21 protein-coding genes and 2 tRNA genes are annotated in these 21725 nt (G+C 67.9%); 16 read left to right on the top strand and 7 right to left on the bottom strand.

Features of this window, described 5'->3' with window-relative positions; all coding sequences use genetic code 11:
- Positions 1 to 95 precede the first annotated feature (95 nt).
- From EXE45_RS04675 to EXE45_RS04655, 5 genes are all read left to right on the top strand, one after another.
- Positions 96 to 1736, top strand: coding sequence for an ABC transporter substrate-binding protein (locus EXE45_RS04675; RefSeq protein ID WP_092920543.1), 1641 nt, complete (start codon positions 96 to 98; stop codon positions 1734 to 1736).
- Positions 1737 to 1985: 249 nt separating this feature from the next.
- Positions 1986 to 2981, top strand: coding sequence for an ABC transporter permease (locus EXE45_RS04670; RefSeq protein ID WP_255510254.1), 996 nt, complete (start codon positions 1986 to 1988; stop codon positions 2979 to 2981).
- Positions 2981 to 3970: an ABC transporter permease gene (locus EXE45_RS04665; RefSeq protein WP_092920541.1), complete on the top strand. Its 990-nt coding sequence runs from the start codon at positions 2981 to 2983 to the stop codon at positions 3968 to 3970. Before EXE45_RS04670 ends, EXE45_RS04665 begins: the two co-directional genes overlap by 1 nt.
- 1 nt (position 3971) lies before the next feature.
- A complete protein-coding gene (locus EXE45_RS04660; protein ID WP_092920540.1) occupies positions 3972 to 5093 on the top strand; it encodes an ABC transporter ATP-binding protein in 1122 nt (373 codons plus the stop codon).
- Positions 5090 to 6448: an ABC transporter ATP-binding protein gene (locus EXE45_RS04655; RefSeq protein WP_092920539.1), complete on the top strand. Its 1359-nt coding sequence runs from the start codon at positions 5090 to 5092 to the stop codon at positions 6446 to 6448. Before EXE45_RS04660 ends, EXE45_RS04655 begins: the two co-directional genes overlap by 4 nt.
- A 66-nt stretch (positions 6449 to 6514) precedes the next feature.
- Here EXE45_RS04655 and EXE45_RS04650 read toward each other — a convergent pair whose 3' ends face one another.
- Entirely contained in the window at positions 6515 to 7012 is a 498-nt protein-coding gene (locus EXE45_RS04650; protein ID WP_092920538.1) for a hypothetical protein, read from the bottom strand.
- A 69-nt stretch (positions 7013 to 7081) separates the two neighbouring features.
- Entirely contained in the window at positions 7082 to 7483 is a 402-nt protein-coding gene (locus EXE45_RS04645) for a dihydroneopterin aldolase family protein (RefSeq protein ID WP_137693668.1), read from the bottom strand.
- Positions 7484 to 7588: 105 nt separating this feature from the next.
- Between EXE45_RS04645 and EXE45_RS04640 the strand changes: the two genes are divergently transcribed.
- The 10 genes from EXE45_RS04640 to EXE45_RS04600 all read left to right on the top strand — a co-directional run bounded on the left by EXE45_RS04640 (position 7589) and on the right by EXE45_RS04600 (position 17329).
- Positions 7589 to 8932, top strand: coding sequence for an amidohydrolase (locus EXE45_RS04640; RefSeq protein WP_137693667.1), 1344 nt, complete (start codon positions 7589 to 7591; stop codon positions 8930 to 8932).
- Positions 8933 to 9668: 736 nt separating this feature from the next.
- On the top strand, positions 9669 to 11054 hold the full coding sequence (locus EXE45_RS04635; protein ID WP_137693666.1) for a DNA primase: 1386 nt from the start codon (positions 9669 to 9671) through the stop codon (positions 11052 to 11054).
- Between the two features lie 142 nt (positions 11055 to 11196).
- Positions 11197 to 12486 (top strand): adenosylhomocysteinase, encoded by a 1290-nt coding sequence (locus tag EXE45_RS04630; RefSeq protein ID WP_092920535.1) that lies wholly within the window; start codon positions 11197 to 11199, stop codon positions 12484 to 12486.
- 52 nt (positions 12487 to 12538) lie between these two features.
- A complete protein-coding gene (locus tag EXE45_RS04625) occupies positions 12539 to 12781 on the top strand; it encodes an antitoxin VapB family protein (protein ID WP_137693665.1) in 243 nt (80 codons plus the stop codon).
- A 1-nt stretch (position 12782) separates the two neighbouring features.
- Positions 12783 to 13172, top strand: a complete 390-nt coding sequence (locus EXE45_RS04620; protein ID WP_137693664.1) for a type II toxin-antitoxin system VapC family toxin — start codon at positions 12783 to 12785, stop codon at positions 13170 to 13172.
- Positions 13173 to 13313: 141 nt separating this feature from the next.
- The gene (locus tag EXE45_RS20315) at positions 13314 to 13463 is read left to right on the top strand and encodes a hypothetical protein (protein ID WP_167603324.1); all 150 of its coding nucleotides are present in this window, start codon (positions 13314 to 13316) and stop codon (positions 13461 to 13463) included.
- An 87-nt stretch (positions 13464 to 13550) separates the two neighbouring features.
- Positions 13551 to 14333: an endonuclease NucS gene (gene nucS / locus EXE45_RS04615; RefSeq protein WP_092920532.1), complete on the top strand. Its 783-nt coding sequence runs from the start codon at positions 13551 to 13553 to the stop codon at positions 14331 to 14333.
- Between the two features lie 157 nt (positions 14334 to 14490).
- The gene (locus tag EXE45_RS04610) at positions 14491 to 15021 is read left to right on the top strand and encodes a 50S ribosomal protein L16 (RefSeq protein WP_092920531.1); all 531 of its coding nucleotides are present in this window, start codon (positions 14491 to 14493) and stop codon (positions 15019 to 15021) included.
- Positions 15022 to 15154: 133 nt separating this feature from the next.
- Positions 15155 to 17209 (top strand): DEAD/DEAH box helicase, encoded by a 2055-nt coding sequence (locus EXE45_RS04605; RefSeq protein WP_137693663.1) that lies wholly within the window; start codon positions 15155 to 15157, stop codon positions 17207 to 17209.
- Positions 17210 to 17258: 49 nt separating this feature from the next.
- Positions 17259 to 17329, top strand: a tRNA-Pro gene (locus tag EXE45_RS04600).
- A 508-nt stretch (positions 17330 to 17837) separates the two neighbouring features.
- Here the strand turns inward: EXE45_RS04600 and EXE45_RS04595 are convergent.
- Complete coding sequence (locus tag EXE45_RS04595) at positions 17838 to 19034, bottom strand: DNA cytosine methyltransferase (RefSeq protein ID WP_137693662.1); 1197 nt, start codon at positions 19032 to 19034, stop codon at positions 17838 to 17840.
- A 124-nt stretch (positions 19035 to 19158) separates the two neighbouring features.
- Positions 19159 to 19767 (bottom strand): carbonic anhydrase, encoded by a 609-nt coding sequence (locus tag EXE45_RS04590; protein WP_137693661.1) that lies wholly within the window; start codon positions 19765 to 19767, stop codon positions 19159 to 19161.
- 199 nt (positions 19768 to 19966) lie between these two features.
- Here EXE45_RS04590 and EXE45_RS04585 point away from each other — a divergent pair.
- A tRNA-Phe gene (locus tag EXE45_RS04585) sits at positions 19967 to 20040 on the top strand.
- A 205-nt stretch (positions 20041 to 20245) separates the two neighbouring features.
- On the opposite strand, the gene EXE45_RS04580 is transcribed toward EXE45_RS04585, so the two are convergent.
- From EXE45_RS04580 to EXE45_RS04570, 3 genes are all read right to left on the bottom strand, one after another.
- Positions 20246 to 20755, bottom strand: coding sequence for a hypothetical protein (locus EXE45_RS04580; RefSeq protein ID WP_137693660.1), 510 nt, complete (start codon positions 20753 to 20755; stop codon positions 20246 to 20248).
- Entirely contained in the window at positions 20755 to 21258 is a 504-nt protein-coding gene (locus EXE45_RS04575; RefSeq protein ID WP_096396191.1) for a winged helix-turn-helix domain-containing protein, read from the bottom strand. The genes EXE45_RS04580 and EXE45_RS04575 overlap by 1 nt, the downstream gene beginning before the upstream one ends.
- Positions 21259 to 21389: 131 nt before the next feature.
- The gene (locus EXE45_RS04570) at positions 21390 to 21680 is read right to left on the bottom strand and encodes a zinc ribbon domain-containing protein (protein WP_137693659.1); all 291 of its coding nucleotides are present in this window, start codon (positions 21678 to 21680) and stop codon (positions 21390 to 21392) included.
- Positions 21681 to 21725 lie beyond the last annotated feature (45 nt).

Genomic DNA, 21725 nt, shown 5'->3' with positions numbered 1-21725 from the left:
GGATTCGTACTGAGAAGAGGGCACACAACGAACAGATCCGACCGTACGGACACGCCGACCCAAAAGCTTATTTAGTGAAAACAAGAGTTGCCTGTATGCGTCGACAACCCACACAACGCATTTCGCGACGAAAGGTCCTCGCCGGCGGGGCGGCCGGCACCTCCCTCCTGCTCGCCGGGTGTACCGGCGGCGGGGACGGCAACGGCTCCGGCGGCGGCAACGGTTCCAGCGGCGGCAACGGCTCCGACGGCGGCGGGGGCGACGGCGGAACCCCCTCGACGCTGTACTTCGCGCAAGCGAAGGGCCCGCTCGACATGGACCCGGTCATCATGAACGACGTGCCGTCCGCGCAGATCGCCGGGCGGATATTCGACGGCCTCTACGAGTACGGCGACGGCGTCAACCTGGAGCCGAAGATCGCCGCGGACATGCCGACGGTCGAGCGCGACGGGACGCGGTACATCGTCCCGATCCGCGAGGACGCCGAGTTCCAGAACGGCGATCCGGTCACCGCGGAAGACGTCGTCCACACGATGATGGCGCCGATCGAAGAAGAGACCGCGAACGCCTCCGAGGTGAACATGATCGACACCGCGGAGGCGATCGACGAGACCACCGCGCAGTTCGATCTCAAGTATCCGTACGGCGCGTTCACGATCGCCATGGCGCGGAACGTCGTCAACGCCTCCGTACGTCAGGAGGACGTCGACGCGTACAACCAGGACCCGGTCACCTCGGGGCCGTTCCAGCTCGTCGAGTGGGAGCCCGAGAACTTCGCGACGCTGGAGCGGTGGGACGACTACTGGGACAGCGAGAGCCTCCCGGAGCTCGGCGGGATCGAGTTCCAGCCGATTGTGGAGCAGACGACGCGGGTCACCGAACTGGAGACGGGGAACGTCGACATCATCGAGAGCATCCCCCCGCAGCTGTACGAGACGGTCCAGAGCAACCAGAGCGCCAGCATCACCGAGGAGCCCGGCGTCGGATACTTCTACCTCGCGTTCAACTGCGCCGAAGGGCCGACGTCCGACCCGCTCGTTCGGGAGGCGGTCGACTACTGCGTCTCGATGGACCAGGCGGTCGAGAGCTTCGTCACGCCGGCCGGCGTGCGGCAGTACAGCCCGTACCCCTCCTCGATCAGCGAGGAGTGGAACTTCCCCGTCGACGAGTGGTCGAGTATCCCCCACGATCAGAACCTCGAGGAGGCGCAGGCGCTGTTCGAGGAGGCCGGAGTCCCGATGGACTACGACTGGCGGATCATCGTGCCGCCGGACAACAAGCGTGAGCAGATCGGTATCTCGATCGGCGACGGGCTCCAGAACGCCGGCTTCGAAAACGTCCAGGTCCAGCGCCTCGACTGGGGGACGTTCCTCGACGCGTACCTCACCGGCAACGAGGAGGACTACAACATGTACACGCTCGGTTGGTCGGGTAGCCCGGACCCGGACACGTTCGCGTACAACCTGCTGAGCCAGGAGACGAACGGCGTCACCAACGGGACGTTCCACGAGTACGACGAGGCCTCCCAGAAGCTGACGCAGGCCCGCGAGTCCGCCGACCGCGAGGAGCGTCGGCAGCTCTACATCGACGCGACGACGACGCTGCTCGAAGGTCGCGTCCACCTCCCGGCGTACAACCTGAACAACTCCTACGGCGTCCGCAACGTCGTGGAGGGCTTCGAAGCGCACCCGATCTCGACGGAGCTCCAGATGACCGACGTCACGGTGTCCCGATAACCCGGCGACGGGATAGAACGCCGTCGGCTCGCGTTCTATCGAACGGTCGCGGCGCGAGAACGACGGAACGACGCTCGAAAACGACGGACCGCGACGCGGAGACGGCCGCGCGCGTTCCGAACGCGAGCCCGTCGGGAGCCGGTCGACGCGTTCGGCGGCCCTCCGCGGTCACCGTCTTGATGCGCCGGCGGGAACGGAACGGATAAGCGACGGCAAAAACCGAACCGAAACAACGAGGAATCCACGACAGTGAGTTTACTTCGGTACACACTCAGACGATTCGCACAGGCGATACCCGTACTGATAGGTATCGTGACGATAACGTTTTTCCTGGCGAACCAGATCCCCGGCGATCCGGTCGAAATCATGCTGGGACCGACGCCGGGACAGGAACAGGTGGAGGCGATCCGGGCCCAGTACGGCCTCGACCGGCCGCTGTACCAGCGGTACCTCTCGTACCTCACCAGCGTCGCGACGGGCGATCTCGGGCTCAGCATCTACTACGACCGCCCCGTCCTCGAGATGATCATGCTCCGGCTGCCGGTGACGCTGCTGCTCATGCTGTCCGCGTTCGCGTTCGCGATCGTCACCGCGATTCCGCTCGGCGTCATCTCGGCCAAGCGGCGGAACGAGCCGGCGGACCACATCTCCCGGATCATCTCGCTGATCGGCGTCTCCACCCCGTCGTTCTGGATCGGGTTGGTGTTGATCATCGTCTTCGCGTTCTACCTCGGGTGGTTCCCCGCACGCGGACTCGTCCTGCCGTGGGCGGATCCGACGGACGTTCGCGGGGCGGCGACGCAGATCGAGGTGATCCGCCAGTCGGCACACCACCTCTTCTTGCCGATGATCGGGCTCGGGACGCTCCAGATGGCACAGATCACGCGGATCGAGCGCTCGTCGATGGTCGACTCGCTCCAGGGCGAGTACGTGAAGCTCGCCCGGGCGTACGGCGTGCCCGAGTCGACGATCGTCCGCAAGCACGCGTTCCAGGTCGCGCAGCTCCCGGTGATCACCATCATCGGCCTCGGGCTGTCGACCGCGCTCGGCGGCGCCGTCCTCACGGAGACCGTCTTCGGAATCCAGGGGATGGGGAGACTGATCATCACGGCGATTCAAAACCAGGACTACCAGCTGATCATGGGGACGACGCTCGTGTTCGGGTTCGTCTACGTGATCGGCGTGATCATCACGGACATCATGTACGGCTACCTCGATCCGCGAGTTACCTACGGTGACGAGTAATGTCGACCAACAGCGCAACTTCGGACGACGACACCCCGAACGGCGGCGACGAGAGCGGCGGCGGGCCCGACGAGGTCGAGGCCCGCGTCGGGCTTCGATACACGCTGAAACAGGTTCGACAGGACACGACGGCGCGGGTCGGGTCATATATCGTCGGGTTCATGACCCTGGTCGCGATCTTCGCGGCGTTCGACTACTACGTCCTCAATTACGCGATCGCGGAAGCGGTACTGTACAACCCCGAGGCCGACCCGGAGCAGGTCCGGCGGCTGCTCCCCCCTGTCGGCATGGAGAACCAGTTCGGTGAGGGCGTGATCGAACACCCGCTGGGCACCGACCACCGGGGTCGAGACCTGCTCTCCCGGACCATCTACGGGACGCGGATCGCGATGACGGTCGGGTTCCTCGCAACCGCGATCGGCCTCGGCGGCGGCACCGTCATCGGCGCGGTCTCCGGCTACTACGGCGGCTGGATCGACGACGTGCTCCAGCGGGTGACGGAGACGATCTACGCGATTCCGTTCCTCGTCTTGGTCATCGCGTTCATGACCGCGTTCGGGCGGAACCTCACGTTCGCGATGATCGGCGTCGGGATCACGGCCGTCCCCGTGTTCAACCGACTCATCCGGTCTCGCGTCGTCTCCATCCGCGAGGAGGACTACATCGAGGCCGCGCGGGCCGCCGGGGTGAAAGACAGAAACATCATCTTCCAGCATATCATCCCGAACAGCTTCGCGCCGGTGCTGGTCCAGGCGACGCTTCAGGTCGGGGTGAGCATCCTCATCGTGGCCGGCCTCTCGTTCCTCGGGTTCGGCGCACAGCCGCCGACGCCGTCGTGGGGACAGATGCTGTCGGCCTCGCGGGCGTACATGCTTCCCGCGCCGACGTTCAGTATCTTCCCCGGAATCGCTATTCTGATCACCGTCATCGGCTTCAACATTCTCGGCGACGGTCTACAGGACGCGCTCGACCCGCGGATAAACAACTGATATGACTGAACCACTACTCAGCGTACGCGATCTCAAGACACAGTTCTTCACCGAAGACGGGACGGTCCGCGCGGTCGACGGGATTTCCTTCGACGTGTACGAGGGAGAGATCGTCGGGCTCGTCGGAGAGTCGGGCGCCGGAAAGTCCGTCGCGACCTCCAGTATCCTCCGGCTCGTCGACAGCCCTGGCGAGATTGTCGGCGGCGAAATCGAGTTCAAAGGAGAGACGATCTTCGGGCTCGAGGAGGACGACGCCGGCGAGTTGCGCCCCCGCGACGAGATGCTCTCCGAGTCGGAGATGCGCGAGCGGATCCGCGGCCGGGAGATCGCGATCATCTTCCAGGACCCGATGGAGTCGTTGAACCCCGTGTTCACCGTCGGGGGGCAGCTCCGGGAGTTCATCGAGATCAACCGCGACCTCGGCGCGGACGAGGCGAAGGAGGAGGCGATCGACATGCTCAGAGAGGTCGGGATCCCGGCGCCCGAGTCGCGGTACGACGAGTACCCGCACCAGTTCTCCGGCGGGATGAGACAGCGCGTGCTGATCGCGATGGCGCTCGCCTGCGAGCCGGACCTGATCATCGCCGACGAGCCGACGACCGCGCTCGACGTCACCGTCGAAGGCGAGATCCTCGAGATGGTGACTGAGCTCCAGGAGAAGTACGACACGTCGTTCATCTGGGTCACCCACGACATGAGCGTCGTCGCGGAGATCTGCGACCGGGTCAACGTGATGTACCTCGGCGAGATCATCGAGCAGGCCGAGGTGGACGACCTGTTCTACGACACGAAACACCCGTACACGTCGGCGCTGCTCGACTCGATGCCCCGGCCCGACAGGACGGTCGACGAGCTCAGGCCGATCCAGGGGGTGATGCCGGAGGCGATCAATCCGCCCGCCGGCTGTCGGTTCCACTCGCGCTGTCCCGAGGCGCGGGAGGTGTGCCGCGAAGTCCACCCGGAGCTACGGGACCTGAGCGAGGAGGGCGAGCCCGTACACACGGCGGCGTGCGTGAAACACGACGCGTTCGACGTGGGGTACGACGAGAGCCGGTCGATCGAGACGCAGGCCACCGGCGGGTTCTCCGCCGGCCTCACCGAGACCGGAGGTGAGGCGGAATGAGCGAGGTCGGCCCGCCGGAGTCGGACTCCGAGGCGCTGTTACAGGTCCGCGACCTCTGCAAGTACTTCGACAACGAGAGCGGGCTGCTCGCCGGCGTCCAGCTCGACGACGAGTTCCCGTACGTCTCGCGGTCGGCCTCCGACGTCCGCGCCGTCGACGGCGTGAGCTTCGACATCAAGGAGGGCGAGACCCTCGGGCTCGTGGGCGAGTCCGGCTGCGGGAAGTCGACGCTCGCGCGAACCGTCCTCCGGCTGCTCGAACCGACGAGCGGGAGCGTCTACTTCCAGGGCGAGGACCTCGCGGCGCTCTCCGGCGAGCCGCTGCGGCGGAAGCGGAAGGACATGCAGATGATCTTCCAGGACCCGCAGTCGTCGCTCGACCCGCGGATGAAGGTCGGGCCGATAGTCGAAGAGCCGATGAAGGCTCACGGGATGCTCGACGAGGAGGGACGGGAAGCGCGCGCGAAGGAGCTGTTAGAGAAGGTCGGACTCGACCCGCAACACTACAACCGATACCCGCACGCGTTTTCCGGCGGGCAGCGCCAGCGGGTGAACCTCGCGCGGGCGCTGTCGGTGAACCCCGACTTCATCGTCTGCGACGAGCCGGTGAGCGCCCTCGACGTGTCCATCCAGGCGCAGGTGCTCAACACGATGGAGGAGCTCCAGGAGGAGTTCGACCTGACGTACCTGTTCATCGCGCACGACCTGAGCGTCATCCGCCACATCTCCGACCGGGTGGCGGTGATGTACCTCGGGAACCTCGTCGAACTGGCCGACAAAGAGGAGCTGTTCGAGAACCCGAAACACCCGTACACGGAGGCGCTGCTCGACGCCATTCCGGTTCCGGACCCGAGAAGCGGCGGACGGAAGGAGCTGCTGTCCGGCGACGTCCCCTCCCCGATCGATCCGCCCTCCGGCTGTCGGTTCCGGACGCGGTGCCCGAGGCTGATCCAGCCGGAGTCGTACGACATGCCCGAGGACACTTGGCGGAACGTCGTGAAGTTCCAGCGCGCGGTCAAGCGCCGGGCGTTCGAGGAGACCGATCCGGACGCCCTTCGGAACCGGTACTTCGACGGCGCGGTACCGGGCGGCGACGCGGGCACCCTGCTCGACGAGGCGCTCGGTCACATCGAGCGCGACGAGTGGGACGACGCGGAGGGGATCCTCACCGAGCGGTTCGCGGACGAGAGCGTCTGCGCGACCACGGACCCCGCGTACGAGGTGGAGTCCGATCGGAGCGACGGCCGCCACTACGCGGCGTGCCACCTGCGTCGCGACGAGGCGATCGCGGCAGCCGTCGACGAGGCCGCGTTGGACGGCGCGGCGCGTCCCGGTCGACCCGAAGCGGACGACTGACCGCGCTACCGCGTTCGAAGTTCGACGGAGCCGGGCCGCCGACCGCGACGGGTCGGGCTCCGGCGACTACCGGATCCGTATCTGCGTGGCGGCCTCGTAGCGTTCGTCGCCGTCGGGAACCGGCACGAACGCCGAGATCGTGTGTTCCCCGGGATCGGCCCGGACCGACCGGTCGAGTCCGTCGCCGTCGGTGCGGCGGAACCGACCGTTCCACGTGGCGGTCGCCCGCTTCGTCTCGCCGGCTCGGAGCGACAGCGCCGACTCCTCGGGGCGCACGTAGAGCCGCTCGTCGGTGGCCTCCAAGACGCCGTCGACCGCCCATCCCCACGAGCGGCGCGTCGACGTGGGGACCTCGATGGGAACCGGGAGGCGGTTGCGGATCGTGACGGTGATCTCGACCGGCTCGTCGGGGGCGTACTCGGCGGCGTCCGTGCTGACGGCCACCGCTATCGCTCGCCGCGCAACCGATCGCGGCACCACGCGACCGAGGGCGTTCGAGAGGTAGTTCTTCGTCTCGTCGAAGCCGGTGCGGTCCGTCTGACTGTCGTGGCGTCTGTCGACCATGTGCGTCTCTGAACGCGGGAAATCGGTGGTGTCGACCGCCGTTCGGCTCGGAGTACGGGTGTCGCGGTACTAAGCGTTCGGGTCGCCGTCGGGCGACGGGTCGGCGCCGCCGGAACGCGACGGCTCCCCGTCGTCGACCACTTCGACCAGTTCCATCAGGGGATATCCCTCAGTCATCGCCATCCGCGTGCGCACCGTGACGCCCTCGTACTCGATCCGCATCCGAACGTCCATCAGCGAGCCGGTGAGCTCGGTGTAGCCGTTCTCGTGGTCGACCGCGTCGGCCACGCGGTCGTCGTGGACCGTCACGTCGACCGCCTCGCAGTACGGTTGGTTCTCGATCGCCGCCGCCATCGCGGCCTCTATGCTCCGCGCACTCTCCGGGCTGACGGGCGTGCCGGCGAACTGGTGGTACAGCGAGCCGAACTTGATCCCCGCCTCGAAACACGCCTGCTGGGCGTCGGTTGCCATGGCGGAACGCGGCCGCGGGCGGGCAAGAAGGTTCGGACGGCGGACGGGGCGAGAGGAGCAACGGCGAACCGAAGGCGTTTGGTGCGGCGGGAGACACGGTGAACTATGACTCACCTCCGCGTCACCGGCGGTCGAGTGCTCCGACCCGGCGGTCGCGTCGAGCGGGCGGACGTCGCGGTCGACCGGCACGAGGGAACGATCCGGGCCGTGGGGTCGCCGGACGAGGTCGACGAGGCGGTCGGCGGGGACGTCGACGAGTCGGTCGGCGGAGCGGCCGCCGAGACGCTCGACGCCGCCGGCGGGATCGTGATCCCGGGCCTCGTCAACGCGCACACGCACGTCGCGATGACGCTGCTCCGCGGGTACGCCGACGACAAGCCGCTCGACCCGTGGCTCCGGGAGGACATCTGGCCGGCGGAGGCCGAACTGACGCCCGCCGACGTCGAGGCGGGCGCCGAACTCGGCGCGCTGGAGATGATCCGATCGGGGACGACCGCCTTCGCGGACATGTACTTCGCGATGGACCGCGTCGCCGACGTCGTCGACCGCGCGGGGCTGCGCGCGCGGCTCGGGCACGGCGTCGTCACGGTCGGGAAGGACGAGGCCGACGCTCGGGCGGACGTCGAGGAGAGCCTCGCGGTCGCCCGCGAGCTCGACGGCGCCGCGGACGGCCGGATCCGTACCGCGTTCATGCCGCACTCGCTGACGACGGTCGAGGAGGAGTACCTGCGCGAGGGCGTCGCGGAGGCGCGCGAGGCGGGCGTCCCGATCCACCTCCACGCGAACGAGACGACGGACGAGGTCGACCCGATCGTCGACGAGCGCGGGGAGCGACCGATCGCGTACGCCGCCGAGGTCGACGCGCTCGGCCCGGACGATTTCTTCGCGCACGGCGTTCACGTCGACGACTCCGAGATCGACCGGCTCGGGGACGCCGGGACCGCGGTCGTCCACTGCCCGGCCTCGAACATGAAGCTCGCCAGCGGGATGGCGCCGGTCCGGCGCCTGCGCGAGGCGGGCGTGACGGTCGCGCTCGGCACCGACGGGGCGGCCTCGAACAACGACCTCGACGTGTTCGACGAGATGCGCGACGCCGCGATGCTCGGGAAACTGGCCGCGGACGACGCGAGCGCGGTCCCCGCGGCGGCCGCCGTGGAGATGGCGACGAGAGCCGGCGCCGACGCCCTCGGGCTCCCCGGCGGCCGGATCGAGGCTGGCGCGGCGGCCGACCTCGCCGTCGTCGACCTCGACGCGCCGCATCTGACGCCCGTCCACGACCCGGTCTCGCACCTCGCGTACGCGGCCCGCGGGAGCGACGTGCGCCACACGGTCTGCGACGGCGAGGTCCTGATGCGCGACCGCGAGGTGCTGACGCTCGACGCCGAGTCGGTCCAGGAGCGCGCCGCGGCCGCCGCGAGCGACCTCGTCGACCGCGTCGGATCGGCGTAGCGCGCAGCGCGAGCGCGAGCGCGATCGAACGCGACGCGCAAAGCCGACCCACGTAGGCAGTATTTAAATAGAGAAGCTGAGTCTGACGTACTTCTTATAAATGAACCGCGGTGGCGCGTGCCTGCGAGGCCGCCTCGCGGCCGAGCCGCGAGGGACCGGAGGTCCCTCTGGAAGCCGGCGCGAAGCGCCGGCGACAGCACCGCGCGAGGGACGCCGTGAGCGACGGGCGACCGAAGAGAGCCCGGAGCGAACGGCGAGGCTGGGGAGGTGTGAGGCGCTGTGCTGTGCGGGGCGGGACTCAAAGGGGCAGTCGCGAGGACGAAGCTCGGCGACGCAAGCACCGCAGGGAGCGAGTGAAACGAGCGACTGAGGAGCGCAGCGAGCCGCGCGAGTCCTCGCGGCTGGGGCTTTGGAGGTGTTCGCTGTCGATCCGCTATCAACCGTTTATAAGCGAACGGCTGGGGCTTTGGAGGTGTTCGCCGCGAAACGGTCGCCTGCGTATAAACGAGAGAACACAACTCGGTCGAGCGCGACACTCCCAGAGACGTATCGCGCGCGAGCGATGACCGACCCGCGTCCGGGGTCGAAACCGGGTTCGATCGAGGGCGAAACCGCCGCCAGACCCCGATCAACCAAAACAAACGTCTCAGCGCCGTTAACCCGGATACAAACCGGGTTAAACCGCGTTAAGCGAGTCCGCTTTTTATACGGTAACAGGGAGTGGACCCGAGTGGACATGAGCGAACGCACGACAGCCATCCTACTGATCGCGGTCGTCGCGCTGGGCGCGATGACCGGCGTCGCGGCCGCCGACGGCCACCTCGGAGTGGGCGTCGAGCAGGACGCGGACGGGACAGCGACGGTCACGGTGACCGAGAACGACACCGCGGTCGAGAACGCCACGGTCGTCGTGAGCGTCGTCGACGAAGACGGCGATGAGAACGCGTCGTACGCGGGAGCGGGCGAGTACCAGACGGACGCCAACGGCACCGTCGACCTGCCCGCGCCCGAGGGGGACGTGACGGTCGCAGTCACGGCCGCCGACGGTGACGACACCGCCTCGACGACGGTCGAACTCGAGGCGCCCGACGGCCTCGAACTGGAGGTCGACGACACCGACGGCGAACCGGTCGTCACGGTGACGGACAACGACACCGCAGTCGAGAACGCGACGGTGAACGTCACCGTCGCCGACCCCGCGAACGCGTCGTACGCGGGCGCCGGCGAGTACGAGACCGACGCGAACGGGACGGTGACGCTGCCCGCCGCCGAGGAGGACGTGACGGTGAACGTCACCGCCGAGCACGAGAACGAGCGCGTCTCCGAGACGGTCGAACTCGAGGCGCCCGACGGCCTCGAACTGGAGGTCGACGACACCGACGAGGAACCGGTCGTCACGGTGACGGACGACGACGAGCCGGTCGAGAACGCCTCGGTCGTCGTCGCGCTCGCCGGCGACGCGGACGAGAACGCGTCGTACGTGGGCACGGGCGAGTACGAGACGGACGCCAACGGCACGGTGACGCTGCCCGCCGCCGAGGAGGACGTGACGGTCGAGATCACCGCCGCGTCCGAGAACGAGAGCGTCTCCGAGACGGTCGAGCTGACCGTCGAAGAGGAGGACGACGAGTCCGAAGCGGGAACGCCGTTCGGCCAGCTCGTCCGGGAGTTCATCGAGGGCCTCGAGGACCGCGAGGGCGGCATCGGCAGCGCGGTCTCCGACTTCGTGACGGAGAACAACCCCGGTAACGCCCCGGACCACGCGGGCGGCCCCGGCGGCCCCGACGAGGCCGACGATGACGACGACGCCGAAAACGAGACCGACGCGCCCGGCAACGCGCCCGACCACGCCGGTCCCGACGGCGAGGAGGACGGCGAGCGCGGCCCGCCGGCCCACGCCGGCCCGGGCGGTGACGACGCGGAAGACGACGACGCGGAAGACGACGACGCGGACGACGCGGACGTGGACGACGACGCGGAGGAGAACGAAACCGAGGCAGACGACGCGGAAGCGGACGAAGCTGAAGCGGACGACGCGGAAGACGACGATGACGATGAGGACGACGACGAAGACGACGACGGCGGCCCGCCGGACCACGCCGGCGGCCCCGGCGGTAACTGACGACTCGAATCGGTCGGGGAACTGACGACTCGAACCGAGCTCCGAACTGACGGCCCGAACCGGCCGTCCCTCGAACGACGCGGATTTTTTTTCGCGGCCCGGTGTCGGCAGGGTTTAGTGCGCCGTGAGCGAACCGAGTAGTATGAGCGAAACCGCGTATCCGCCGGTGTCACAGCACCTCTCGGACGTCGAGGCGGCCCGAGAGGAGGGGCGCCGGAAGATGGACTGGGCGCTCCAGCACATGCCGATCTTGAACGCGCTCCGCGAGGAGTTCGTCGACGAGCAGCCGCTCGCCGGCGAGACGATCGCGATGGCGATGCACGTCGAGGCGAAGACGGCGAACCTCGTCGAGCTGTTGGCCGAGGGCGGCGCCGAGGTCGCGATCACCGGCTGTAACCCGCTCTCGACGCACGACGACGTGTCGGCCGCGCTCGACGCCCACGAGTCGATCGCCTCCTACGCCGTGCGGGGCGTCGACGACGAGGAGTACTACGACGCGATGCACGCCTGCATCGCCCACGGGCCCACCATCACCGTCGACGACGGGATGGACATGGTGAAGCTCGTCCACGAGGAGTATCCCGACCTCGTCGACTCCATCGTCGGCGGCGCCGAGGAGACGACGACCGGCGTCGACCGCCTGCGCGCGATGGACGCCGACGGCGAGCTCGGCTACCCCGTCTTCGCCGTCAACGACACGCCGATGAAGCAGCTGTTCGACAACGTCCACGGCACGGGCGAGTCGTCGCTCGCGACCATCGCGATGACGACGAACCTCTCGTGGGCCGGGAAGAACGTCGTCGTCGGCGGCTACGGCCAGTGCGGCAAGGGCGTCGCGAAGAAGGCCTCCGGCCAGAACGCGAACGTCATCGTCTGCGAGGTCGACCCCCGCAAGGCGCTCGAGGCGCACATGGAGGGGTACGAGGTCCTCCCCATGACGGAGGCCGCGAAGAAGGGCGACGTGTTCATCACGACGACGGGCAACCGCGACGTGATCACCCGCGAGCACTTCGAGGAGATGGACGACGGCGTCCTCCTGGCGAACGCCGGCCACTTCGACGTGGAGGTGAACCTCGACCACCTCGACGACCTCGCCGTCGACCGCTACGAGGTCCGCGACGGCGTCGAGGGGTTCGAGATGCCCGACGGCCGCGTGCTGAACGTCATCGCGGAGGGCCGGCTCGTCAACCTCGCGGCGCCCATCTCCCTCGGCCACCCGGTCGAGGTGATGGACCAGAGCTTCGGCGTCCAGGCGGTCGTCGTGCGCGAGCTCGCGGCGAACGGCGAGAGCTACGAGCCCGGCGTCCACGACGTGCCCGACGAGCTCGACCGCGAGGTCGCGGACATCAAGCTCGCCGCCGAGGGCGTCGAGTACGACGAGCTCACCGACGAGCAGCGCGAGTACATGGGGAGCTGGGAGCACGGGACGTAGGCGGGCAGCGGCGATCCCTGAGAAAAGCCTTTGTGAGTCTGCATACAACCGTATGTATACGTCGAAAAGCATCCGCCTCTCCGAGGAGGCATACGATCGGCTCGCCGCCCACAAGCGGGAGGACGAGACGTTCTCCGACATCGTTCTCCGGCTCGCCGGCGAGCGATCGCTGCTGGAGCTCGCGGGCGTTCTGAGCGACGACGAAGCCGACGCGCTCCATGAAGCTGTCGAGGAGCGACGCGATCGACGCGCCGCCGAGCTAGAGGACACCGCCGACCGGCTTCGAGAGGCGTAGCGTGCTGCTGGACACGTCGTTCCTCATCGACTTGATGAACGGAGACGAGGACGCCGTGGAAAAGGCTCGGGAACTGGAGACGGAACTGATCCAGCAGCGCATCTCCTCGATGACGCTGTTCGAACTGTACTACGGTATCGCCCGAGCGACCGAGTCAGAGGACGAACGTAAAAAGGTCGAGAATATTCTCGCCTCGAAGCCGGTCCATCCGGCCGACACCGCCGTCATGCGGAAGGCCGGCCGACTCGCAGATGAGCTACAGAACGAAGGGACCCCTGTGGGCGACGGCGACGTGATCATCGCCGCCACCGCCGAGGTCGTCGACGAACCGGTCCTGACCCGAAACGTCGACGACTTCGAGCGACTAGACGTCGAGATCGAACGCTACTGAACACGAGTTCGCCGGCGATTACGTTTCGATTTCGACGGCTGCCAGAGCGAAAGAGTACCGCGGCGACCTTTCACGACAAGAGTGAACCGACCGCGCCGCCGCCTTCGACCCGCTTTTGTGCCGCGCGGCCGTAGCGGTCTCATGAACCTCACCGCGGTGTTACACGCCGGATTCGCCGTCTCGGTCCTGGCCGGAATCCTCGTCTCGGACACGACGCTCCGCGTCGCCGCCTTCGCGCTCGGGGCGGTCCTCTTCGTCGCCGGTATCGTCGTCTCGCGGCGCGGCGACTGAGCCGAGCGGACGCGCCGCCGGTCCGGACCGAGCGGCTGCGGCCGCCGGCGCACACCCTTTTTCAGCCGCGACCGCCTACGAACCGCAGTGACAGTCACGAGCGTCCACGACCCGAGTCACCGCGAGGCCCTCTGGGAGCTCGAGGACGCCTTCGAGCGCGGCGACCTCGTCAGCGTCTTCGGCACCTGTACGGTCTCCTACGAGGGCCGCGCCGCCTCGGACCTCGGCGCCGGCGACCGGCTGCTCGTGTTGAAACCCGACGGCGCCGCCTTGGTCCACACCGACGAGGGGCGCCAGCCGGTCAACTGGCAGCCGCCGGGGTCCCAGCACCGCGCCGCGGTACGCGACGGGCGGCTCCGCGTTGTCTCGACCAGAAGCAACCCCGACGAGACACTGACGGTCCGCTTTTCGGACGTTCACCAGCTCTCCGCGATGGCCGTGACGGGGGGGCGCGACCTCACCCTTCACGGCAGCGAGGAGGACCTCCGGACCCGGATTCTGGAACGACCCGGCCTCGTCGAGCCGGGGTTCGAACCCCGCGAGACGGAACGCCCCTCCAACGCCGGGCCGATGGACGTCTTCGGCGTCGACGCCGACGGGACGCCGGTCGTCGTCGAACTGAAGCGGCGCCGAGTCGGACCGGACGCGGTCGGACAGCTGGCTCGGTACGTGCGAGCGCTCGAGGAGGAGCTGGGGATCGAGGAGGCCGCCGACGATAACGGCGGCACGGGCGACGGGGACCGCGACCCCGACGACGCGCCGGGCGTCCGGGGGATTCTCGTCGCGCCGTCGGTCACCGACCGGGCCGCGGAACGGCTCGCGGACCGCGGGTTCGACCACGTCGCGCTCGACCCGACGCCGGCGGAGTGAACCGAGCGTCGTGTCAACGCGCGCCGGGGTCGGAACGGTGTGTCAACGCACGCCGCGATCCGACCGGACGTCGACGCTGACGGCCGCGGAGCCGATGAAAGCGCCTCGCTATCGAAGGCTTTATCGCCGCAGCACCGGCTACATCGGACAAGTAGCCATGTCTGACAAACCCGCCTCTATGTATCGGACGATCGACAAGCCGTCGTACACCCGCCGCGAGTACATCACGGGCATTCCCGGCTCGAAGATCGCCCAGCACAACATGGGCGACCTCTCCGCGGAGCCGGACGACTACCCCGTCAAGATCAGCCTCCGCGTCGAGGAGGAGCTCCAGGTCCGACACGGCTCGCTGGAGAGCGCGCGCCTCTCGGCGAACCGCCACCTGATCAAGGAGCTCGGCGAGGGCAACTACAAGATGACCCTCCGCAAGTTCCCCCACCAGGTCATCCGAGAGAACAAGCAGGCGACCGGGGCCGGCGCGGACCGCGTCTCCGACGGGATGCGTCAGGCGTTCGGCAAGCCGGTCGGCACCGCCGCGCGGCTCAACAAGGACGACGTCGTCTTCACGGCGTACTGCGACGTCGAGCAGGCGTCCGTCGTGAAGGAGGCGTTCCGCCGCGCGTACAACAAGCTCTCCCCGCCGTGCCGGATCACGGTCGACCGCGGCGAGAAGCTGCTCGTCTCGTAGCGACCGACTTCCCCGTCCGTAAGGCGGTTCTTCTTCGTGCGGTCGCGTCGGGTAGCCGCCGGAGCGCACGAGGGACACGCTCTCGGCCCCCGAGCCGAACACCTGAAATACCTCGCTCGCGTACCGAACGGCAGTGTCACAGCAGTTGGCCGAGGTCGAGACGCTGTTCCTCCACGAGTCGCGGAGCGACTACACCGTCGTCGCGAACCGCGACGGCAAGCGCGTGCTCCGCGGGCGGCTCGAACTCAAGGACACCTCCGCGGGTCCGCGGCCGGGGAAGTTCCGGGTGATCCGCGACGGCGAGGACCACCCCCGCCAGCCGGACGAGTTCGTCGACCTCGCCCGTGCGGCCGGCCGGATCCGCATCTCCGAGCAGACCGCTCCCGAGAACCGGGCGCGGCTGAAGGAGATGCTCGACGGCTATCAGCTGGAGGCGACGGCGGTCCGGACCTGCCGGCGCTGCGCGAGCGACGGGCGGTACGGCCCCATCACGAGCGAGGACGCGATCGAACACAACGGCGAGCTGATCTGCCGGGACTGCGCCCGCCGGGAACTGGAGCGAGAACTGTCGTACAAGGGCGATTTCACCGGCGCGGCCGAGGAGCGCTTAGAGGAGCTGCTGTACGAGTCGGGCGACTTGGACCGGATCGTGAGCCTCCTCCAGGGTGGGCTCGACCCGGACCTCACGAAGTACGACGAGGTGTCCGCGAACGTCGACGACGTGAGCCCCGTCCGCACCGAGGACTTGGACCTCCACCCGGACCTCTCCGCGCACCTCCAGGGCCGGTTCGAGGAGCTGCTCCCGGTCCAGAGCCTCTCCGTGCGGAACGGCCTCCTCGACGGCGACGACCAGCTGGTCGTGAGCGCGACCGCGACGGGGAAGACGCTCGTCGGCGAGCTGACCGGGATCGACCGCGCGCTGAAGGGGGACGGGAAGCTCCTGTTTCTGGTCCCGCTCGTCGCGCTCGCCAACCAGAAGCACGAGGACTTCGAGGACCGCTACGGCGACCTGCTCGACGTCTCCATCCGCGTCGGCTCCTCGCGGGTGAACGACGACGGCAACCGGTTCGACCCGGGCGCGGACGTGATCGTCGGCACCTACGAGGGGATCGACCACGCGCTCCGGACCGGGAAGGACCTCGGCGACGTGGGGACGGTCGTCATCGACGAGGTCCACACCCTGAAGGAGGGCGAGCGCGGCCACCGGCTCGACGGGCTCATCTCCCGGCTGAAGTACTACAGCGAGAACCGGATGGAGACCCACGAGGGGTACGACGGCACGCAGTTCGTCTACCTCTCGGCGACCGTCGGCAACCCCGAGTGGCTCGCGGAGAAGCTGCGGGCGACGCTCATCGAGTACGAGGAGCGCCCCGTCCCGATCGAGCGCCACGTCACCTTCGCGGACGGCCGCGAGAAGGCGCAGATCGCCGACAAGCTCGTCAAGCGGGAGTTCGACACGAAGTCCTCGAAGGGGTACCGCGGGCAGACGATCATCTTCACCAACTCCCGGCGGCGCTGCCACGAGATCAGCCGCAAGCTCCGGTACGACTCCGCGCCGTACCACGCCGGACTCGACTACGGGCGCCGGAAGAAGGTCGAGCGCATGTTCGGGAACCAGGATCTCTCGGCGGTCGTCACCACCGCGGCGCTGGCCGCCGGGGTCGATTTCCCCGCCTCACAGGTGATCTTCGACTCGCTGGCGATGGGGATCGAGTGGCTCTCGGTCCAGGAGTTCTCGCAGATGCTCGGCCGCGCCGGGCGGCCGGACTACCACGACCGCGGCCGCGTCTACCTCCTCGTCGAGCCCGACGGCGTCTACCACGGCTCGATGGACCGCACGGAGGACGAGGTGGCGTTCACCCTCCTGAAAGGCGAGATGGAGGACGTGGCGACCCACTACGACGAGACCGCGGCCGCCGAGGAGACGCTCGCGAACGTCGTCGTGGCCGGCAAGAAGGCGAAGCGCCTCAACGACCGCATGATCGGCGAGGTCCCCACGAAGCACGCGCTCGGGAAGCTGTTGGAGTGGAACTTCATCGACGGCTTCGAGCCGACGCCGCTCGGCCGCGGGGTCACCAGACACTTCCTCGCGCCCGACGAGGCGTTCTTCATCCTCGATTCGGTCCGGAATGGGACCGACCCGTACGACATCGTCGCCGACCTCGAACGGCGCGACGACGAGGAGTGACGGCGCGCAACGAAACCCTTTAGCGGCTCTTCGGGGTAGGTACGGGTGCGGGGCCGTGGGGTAGTGGTATCCTCGCTGCCTTGGGTGCAGTGGACCTGAGTTCGACTCTCAGCGGCCCCATTCTGCTGTTGCGAACAGTCCGTGAGCAGCGGCGACTATTTATAAATAAAGAAGCGGTGGCGCGTGCCGATGAGCGCCCGGAGGGCGCGAATCGCACGCGCGAGGGAGTCAGTCGCCGGAGCGAAGCGGAGGTGACTGACAGGGCGAGAGCGAAGCTCTCGCTTGCAGCCGGAGGTAGTCCGGCGACGAGGCTGGGGAGGTGTGAGGTGCGGTGCGGTTGCTGTAGGGGTGGAACTCAAAAGGGCAGCCGGGAGGGCGGCGCAGGTGACGTAAGCACCGCAACGAGGGAGCGAACGGAGTGAGCGACCGAGTGAGGAGCGCAGCGAGCGTGCGCCGCCCTCCCGGCTGGGGCTTTGGTGGTAATCGTCGTGGTGTTGGCGGCTATTTATAAACGAGCGGCTGGGGCTTTGGCGGTGTTCGCCACCGATCTACCAGCGGCTATTTATAAGCAAGTTGCTGGAACAGCAGAATCCTTCGCCGCATCGCCAATCACTATTTAAAAAGGATCTCAGGCCAAGTCAGTAAGCGACTGCTGCTCGTACACGTCGGGGTCGGCGGGCGGCGCGTCACGGATCTCGGGGAAATACTCCAGCAACTGATTCGCCAACTCCTCCCCGAGCCGGACCGGGACGGCGTTGCCGATCTGTTTCATGACGTCGGTCTTCGTCCCCTCGAACGCGAATTCGTCGGGGAACGTCTGGAGCCGCGCCATCTCGCGGGGCGTGAGGTAGCGGTCCTCGGTCGGGTGGATGAAGACGTTCGTGCTCACCGTCAACGAGGGCTCGCCGGGGTCGAGCCGGCGGAGGTACGTCCCGTAGCGCTTGACGATCTCCGGCTCGTGGGGGCAGGTGTCGGTGTCCTCGCAGTCGCACTGGTACTTCTTCGTCTTCAGGCGGTCGGGGAGGTCGCGGTAGTAGCCGCCCGGCGGGACGTGGCGGATGCGTTCGAGCGTCTTCTCGCCGGTGTCCGCGTACGTCATGTTCGGGAGGTCGTCGGTCGCGTCCGCGAGCGCCGCGCCGGCGGTGCGCCACTGTCCCTCGGGCGTCGTCGGCTCGGGGAAGCGGATCGGCACGTCGCGGTCGGTGCCCATGAAGAAGATCCGGCGGCGCTTCTGGGGGACACCGTACTGTTCGGCCTCCAGCACGCGGTACTCGCACTTGTAGCCGTGGGCCGCGAACTCCTCGACGATGAGGTCCTTCACGTACCGGTCGTCGCTGGTCTGGCGGTTGATCAGGTCGCGGACGTTCTCCATCAACACCAGCTGCGGTTCGAGGACGGAGACGACCCGGAGAAACTCCTCGAAGAGCGTGTTCCGGCGGTCCTTCTCCATCTCGTCGAGCTCGATCTGCTCGTTGTTGAGCCGGCTGAACCCCTGACAGGGGGGCCCGCCGATCACCACGTCGATCCCCTCGTGGTCGTAGCCGGCCCGTTCGACCGCGGCGCGGACCGCCGGGGCGTCGAGCTCGCGGACGTCCTCCTCGACGAACTCGGTGTCGGGGAAGTTGCGGCGGTACGTCTGCGCGGCCGGCTCCCACTGGTCGCTCCCGAGCGCGACGTCGAAGCCGGCCCGTTCGAAGCCTAAATCGAGGCCGCCGCAGCCGGAGAAGAAGCCGGCGACGACCGGGGCGTCGTCGCCGGACGCGGTCGCGCCGTCCGCGTCGCTCGCGGCGTCCGACTCGGAGACGGCGTCGCCGTCAGCGTCCATCGGCACCACCTCGTCCGAAGAGGGGCGCGCGTGCTCGATCCATTTGCCACTCGGTTCGCCGCGGGCGCATAAAAACGTCTCACCTCGGGCGGCGCGTCGCCCGCGCGCCGTCAGCCGGCGGCGGTCAGGCCCGCCGCTCGCTGATCGCTTCGGCGATACGCTCGTCGGGGCGGCGGAGCTCGCCGGACTCGACCTCGTAGACGTAGCCGGAGACGGTCGTGTCGTCGGGGATGAACGCGGACTCGCGGAGGTACTCGACCTGCGCGGCGCAGGCCGCGTCGATGTCGTCGGTCATCTTCACCCAATCGAGGAGGTCGGCGTCGCCGATGGTCAGCTCCGGGAGGGACGGGTCGAGGTCGGCGGCGTCGAGGTCGCCGGCCTGCGCCGCGAGGCCGTCGCGGATCGCCTCGTCGGGGGCGCTCATCATGCCGCAGTCGGTGTGGTTGATCACGACGATCTCGTCGGTGTCGAAGAAGTTCGTCGTGAGCGCGGCCGACCGGATCACGTCGTCGGTCACCTTGCCGCCCGCGTTGCGGAACACCTGCGCGTCGCCGAGGTCGATGCCGAGCGCCTCCTCTACGGGGATGCGCTCGTCCATACAGGCGACGACGAGGAGGTTCTCGTCGGTCGGGATCCCCTTGCGGCGGCGGCGCGCCCAGTCGTCGCGGGCGTCGACCGCGGCGTCGAGCGTCTCGTGGTGGTCGGCGTGGTCGTGGTCGTCGTGAGATGCCATCACGATATCGGAGGGACGCGAGAAAGGGGGCGGTTGCGGAAGCCACGATCCGCGCCGTCGCCGCGGATCGGCGGCGATATCGTCCGATACCGCGACGATGGTCGGCGTCCCGATTCGAGCGACGCGAGTGGGTTGCGCGCGATCGGCGCGCGGCCTTTCGAAATCCTTTTGTCTGGAATCGGCGTTGGTGCGAGTGCGAGCCGCCTTAGCTCAGACTGGGAGAGCACTCGACTGAAGATCGAGCTGTCCCCCGTTCAAATCGGGGAGGCGGCATTTTCCTGCGAACCTACGAGGGAGCGCAGCGACCGAGTTGTGAGCAGCGAAAATGCTCCCGACCCGATTTGAGCAGACGAGTCGTGAGCCCGAGCGGAGCGAGGACGAGCGTCTCGGCGAGTTCAAATCGGGGAGGCGGCATATTCCGAACCCGCGAGCGACAGCGAGCGGGTGAAGAAGCGACGCCGTGCGGCCCCCACCGGACCTACTCGCCCGGGGGCGCAGCGAGGTCGAGGCCGACGGGGCGTCCCCGGTCCCACTCGACCGCGAGGACGACATCTCGGAGCGAGTCAAGGCGTCGCTCGACGACGTCCAGCGGATGTGAGTCGATGAACTGCGCCGGCTCGTGCGCGGCGGGCGTCCCACCGTCGTTGACTTGGAGATGAACTGGACCGAGGTCATCGTGCGTGTCGTCCCGATGCCAACCCACCAGCAGCCTCCGGTCTGGCTCTATCCAGTTGAACCAGTAGTACTCGTGCGGCTCACCAGTCTGTAGTTGAAACCCGATTTCGATCCGCGCAGCCGTCACCGGGTACTCGTCGTCGCCCAAGAACTGCCGTGGGTTCACGGCGGCGACGACGCGGTACGGGCCCGCTTCGCGCGGTTCGGCACGTCTCCGTCGGACGTTGTCGAACTCGCCGCCGAGCCGGTTCCCGATGCGGTCGTGGAGCCGCTTGCTCTGAAGGTTCGTCCGGTCAGCGAGGAAAACGACCATCAGGCGAGCGTCGAGGGAGAGTCAGTCCGCGGCGAGGAGAGTTCGAGGACGTCATCGTACAGCTGGAGGGCGTGCTTCACAAGCCCGAGTTCCGTGTTGATCGCCTCCCACGTGGCGATCGCGTTGCGACGCTCACGGAGTTCCGCGGCCGAGAACGCCTCGTCAGCGAGGCGTTCCCGGAACTCAGCGAGCGAATCGACGTCGTACTCCGTCGCCAGCTCTTCCTGTTCCTCCTTCAGTTCCGTGAGTCGACGCTCCAGTTCCTCACGCGAGTGGGCTTCGATCAGGTCCGTCACCTCGTCGAAGAGCATCCGCACGGGGTTCAGGTCGTAGGCTTTCGTCCCGTCGACGGTCGTCTCAGTCACCCAGTCGTCGCTCTCCAGTCGACGAAGTTCGTCGTCGGCCGTCGCGCGTGAGACGTCCGCCCGGTCCGCGATCTCCTGTACCGGCGTCGGCTCGTCCAGCAGCTCCGCGACGTGCCGGACGCGCTCACGCCCGCTCATGGTCTCTCTCCACGGTTCGGACTCCGAGTCGGCCATTCGACTTGACGTTGTACCGCTGAGCTCAAATAATTTTGTATAATTCAGATATTCAGACGGGACCGGTTCCGCGAACGCAGAGGTCGGAGCGGGCGCTAATTTGGCCCCAGCGGCGCCGCGCACTCGCGGCAGTAGCAAAATCCGGCCGCGTTTTCGGCGCCGCACTGCGGACAGGTCGACCGCGCCGCTCCGTCAGCCTCCGGGTCCGCCGGATCGCGGTCGTAAACGGGGTCCTTGGTGTAGCGTTCGAACTCGCCCTCGCGTCGCTTCCGGCTGCGCTCGCGGGCCTCGCGGAAGATCCGGACGAGGGCTCGGGCCCCGACGCCGAGCGCGACGAGCAGCAGCGCGCCCGCCGCGGCGAGGTAGGCCGTGCCGACGTCGAACATGTGTCGGCTACGGGCCGCAGCCGTAGATAATGTGGGATGTCAGCA

This window comes from Halorubrum sp. SP9 (assembly GCF_005435015.1).
In the GTDB taxonomy this organism is placed as follows: Archaea; Halobacteriota; Halobacteria; order Halobacteriales; family Haloferacaceae; genus Halorubrum; species Halorubrum sodomense.
Note: the sequence above shows the minus strand (reverse complement) of the source record. Positions and strands in the feature narration are given on the sequence as shown.

Coding starts and splice junctions, on each gene's coding strand:
- EXE45_RS04675 (WP_092920543.1), top strand. CDS start 96: ATGCGTCGACAACCCACACAACGCATTTCGCGACGAAAGGTCCTCGCC.
- EXE45_RS04665 (WP_092920541.1), top strand. CDS start 2,981: ATGTCGACCAACAGCGCAACTTCGGACGACGACACCCCGAACGGCGGC.
- EXE45_RS04660 (WP_092920540.1), top strand. CDS start 3,972: ATGACTGAACCACTACTCAGCGTACGCGATCTCAAGACACAGTTCTTC.
- EXE45_RS04655 (WP_092920539.1), top strand. CDS start 5,090: ATGAGCGAGGTCGGCCCGCCGGAGTCGGACTCCGAGGCGCTGTTACAG.
- EXE45_RS04650 (WP_092920538.1), bottom strand. CDS start 7,012: ATGGTCGACAGACGCCACGACAGTCAGACGGACCGCACCGGCTTCGAC.
- EXE45_RS04645 (WP_137693668.1), bottom strand. CDS start 7,483: ATGGCAACCGACGCCCAGCAGGCGTGTTTCGAGGCGGGGATCAAGTTC.
- EXE45_RS04640 (WP_137693667.1), top strand. CDS start 7,589: ATGACTCACCTCCGCGTCACCGGCGGTCGAGTGCTCCGACCCGGCGGT.
- EXE45_RS04635 (WP_137693666.1), top strand. CDS start 9,669: ATGAGCGAACGCACGACAGCCATCCTACTGATCGCGGTCGTCGCGCTG.
- EXE45_RS04630 (WP_092920535.1), top strand. CDS start 11,197: ATGAGCGAAACCGCGTATCCGCCGGTGTCACAGCACCTCTCGGACGTC.
- EXE45_RS04625 (WP_137693665.1), top strand. CDS start 12,539: ATGTATACGTCGAAAAGCATCCGCCTCTCCGAGGAGGCATACGATCGG.
- EXE45_RS20315 (WP_167603324.1), top strand. CDS start 13,314: ATGAACCTCACCGCGGTGTTACACGCCGGATTCGCCGTCTCGGTCCTG.
- EXE45_RS04610 (WP_092920531.1), top strand. CDS start 14,491: ATGTCTGACAAACCCGCCTCTATGTATCGGACGATCGACAAGCCGTCG.
- EXE45_RS04595 (WP_137693662.1), bottom strand. CDS start 19,034: ATGGACGCTGACGGCGACGCCGTCTCCGAGTCGGACGCCGCGAGCGAC.
- EXE45_RS04590 (WP_137693661.1), bottom strand. CDS start 19,767: ATGGCATCTCACGACGACCACGACCACGCCGACCACCACGAGACGCTC.
- EXE45_RS04580 (WP_137693660.1), bottom strand. CDS start 20,755: ATGGTCGTTTTCCTCGCTGACCGGACGAACCTTCAGAGCAAGCGGCTC.
- EXE45_RS04575 (WP_096396191.1), bottom strand. CDS start 21,258: ATGAGCGGGCGTGAGCGCGTCCGGCACGTCGCGGAGCTGCTGGACGAG.
- EXE45_RS04570 (WP_137693659.1), bottom strand. CDS start 21,680: ATGTTCGACGTCGGCACGGCCTACCTCGCCGCGGCGGGCGCGCTGCTG.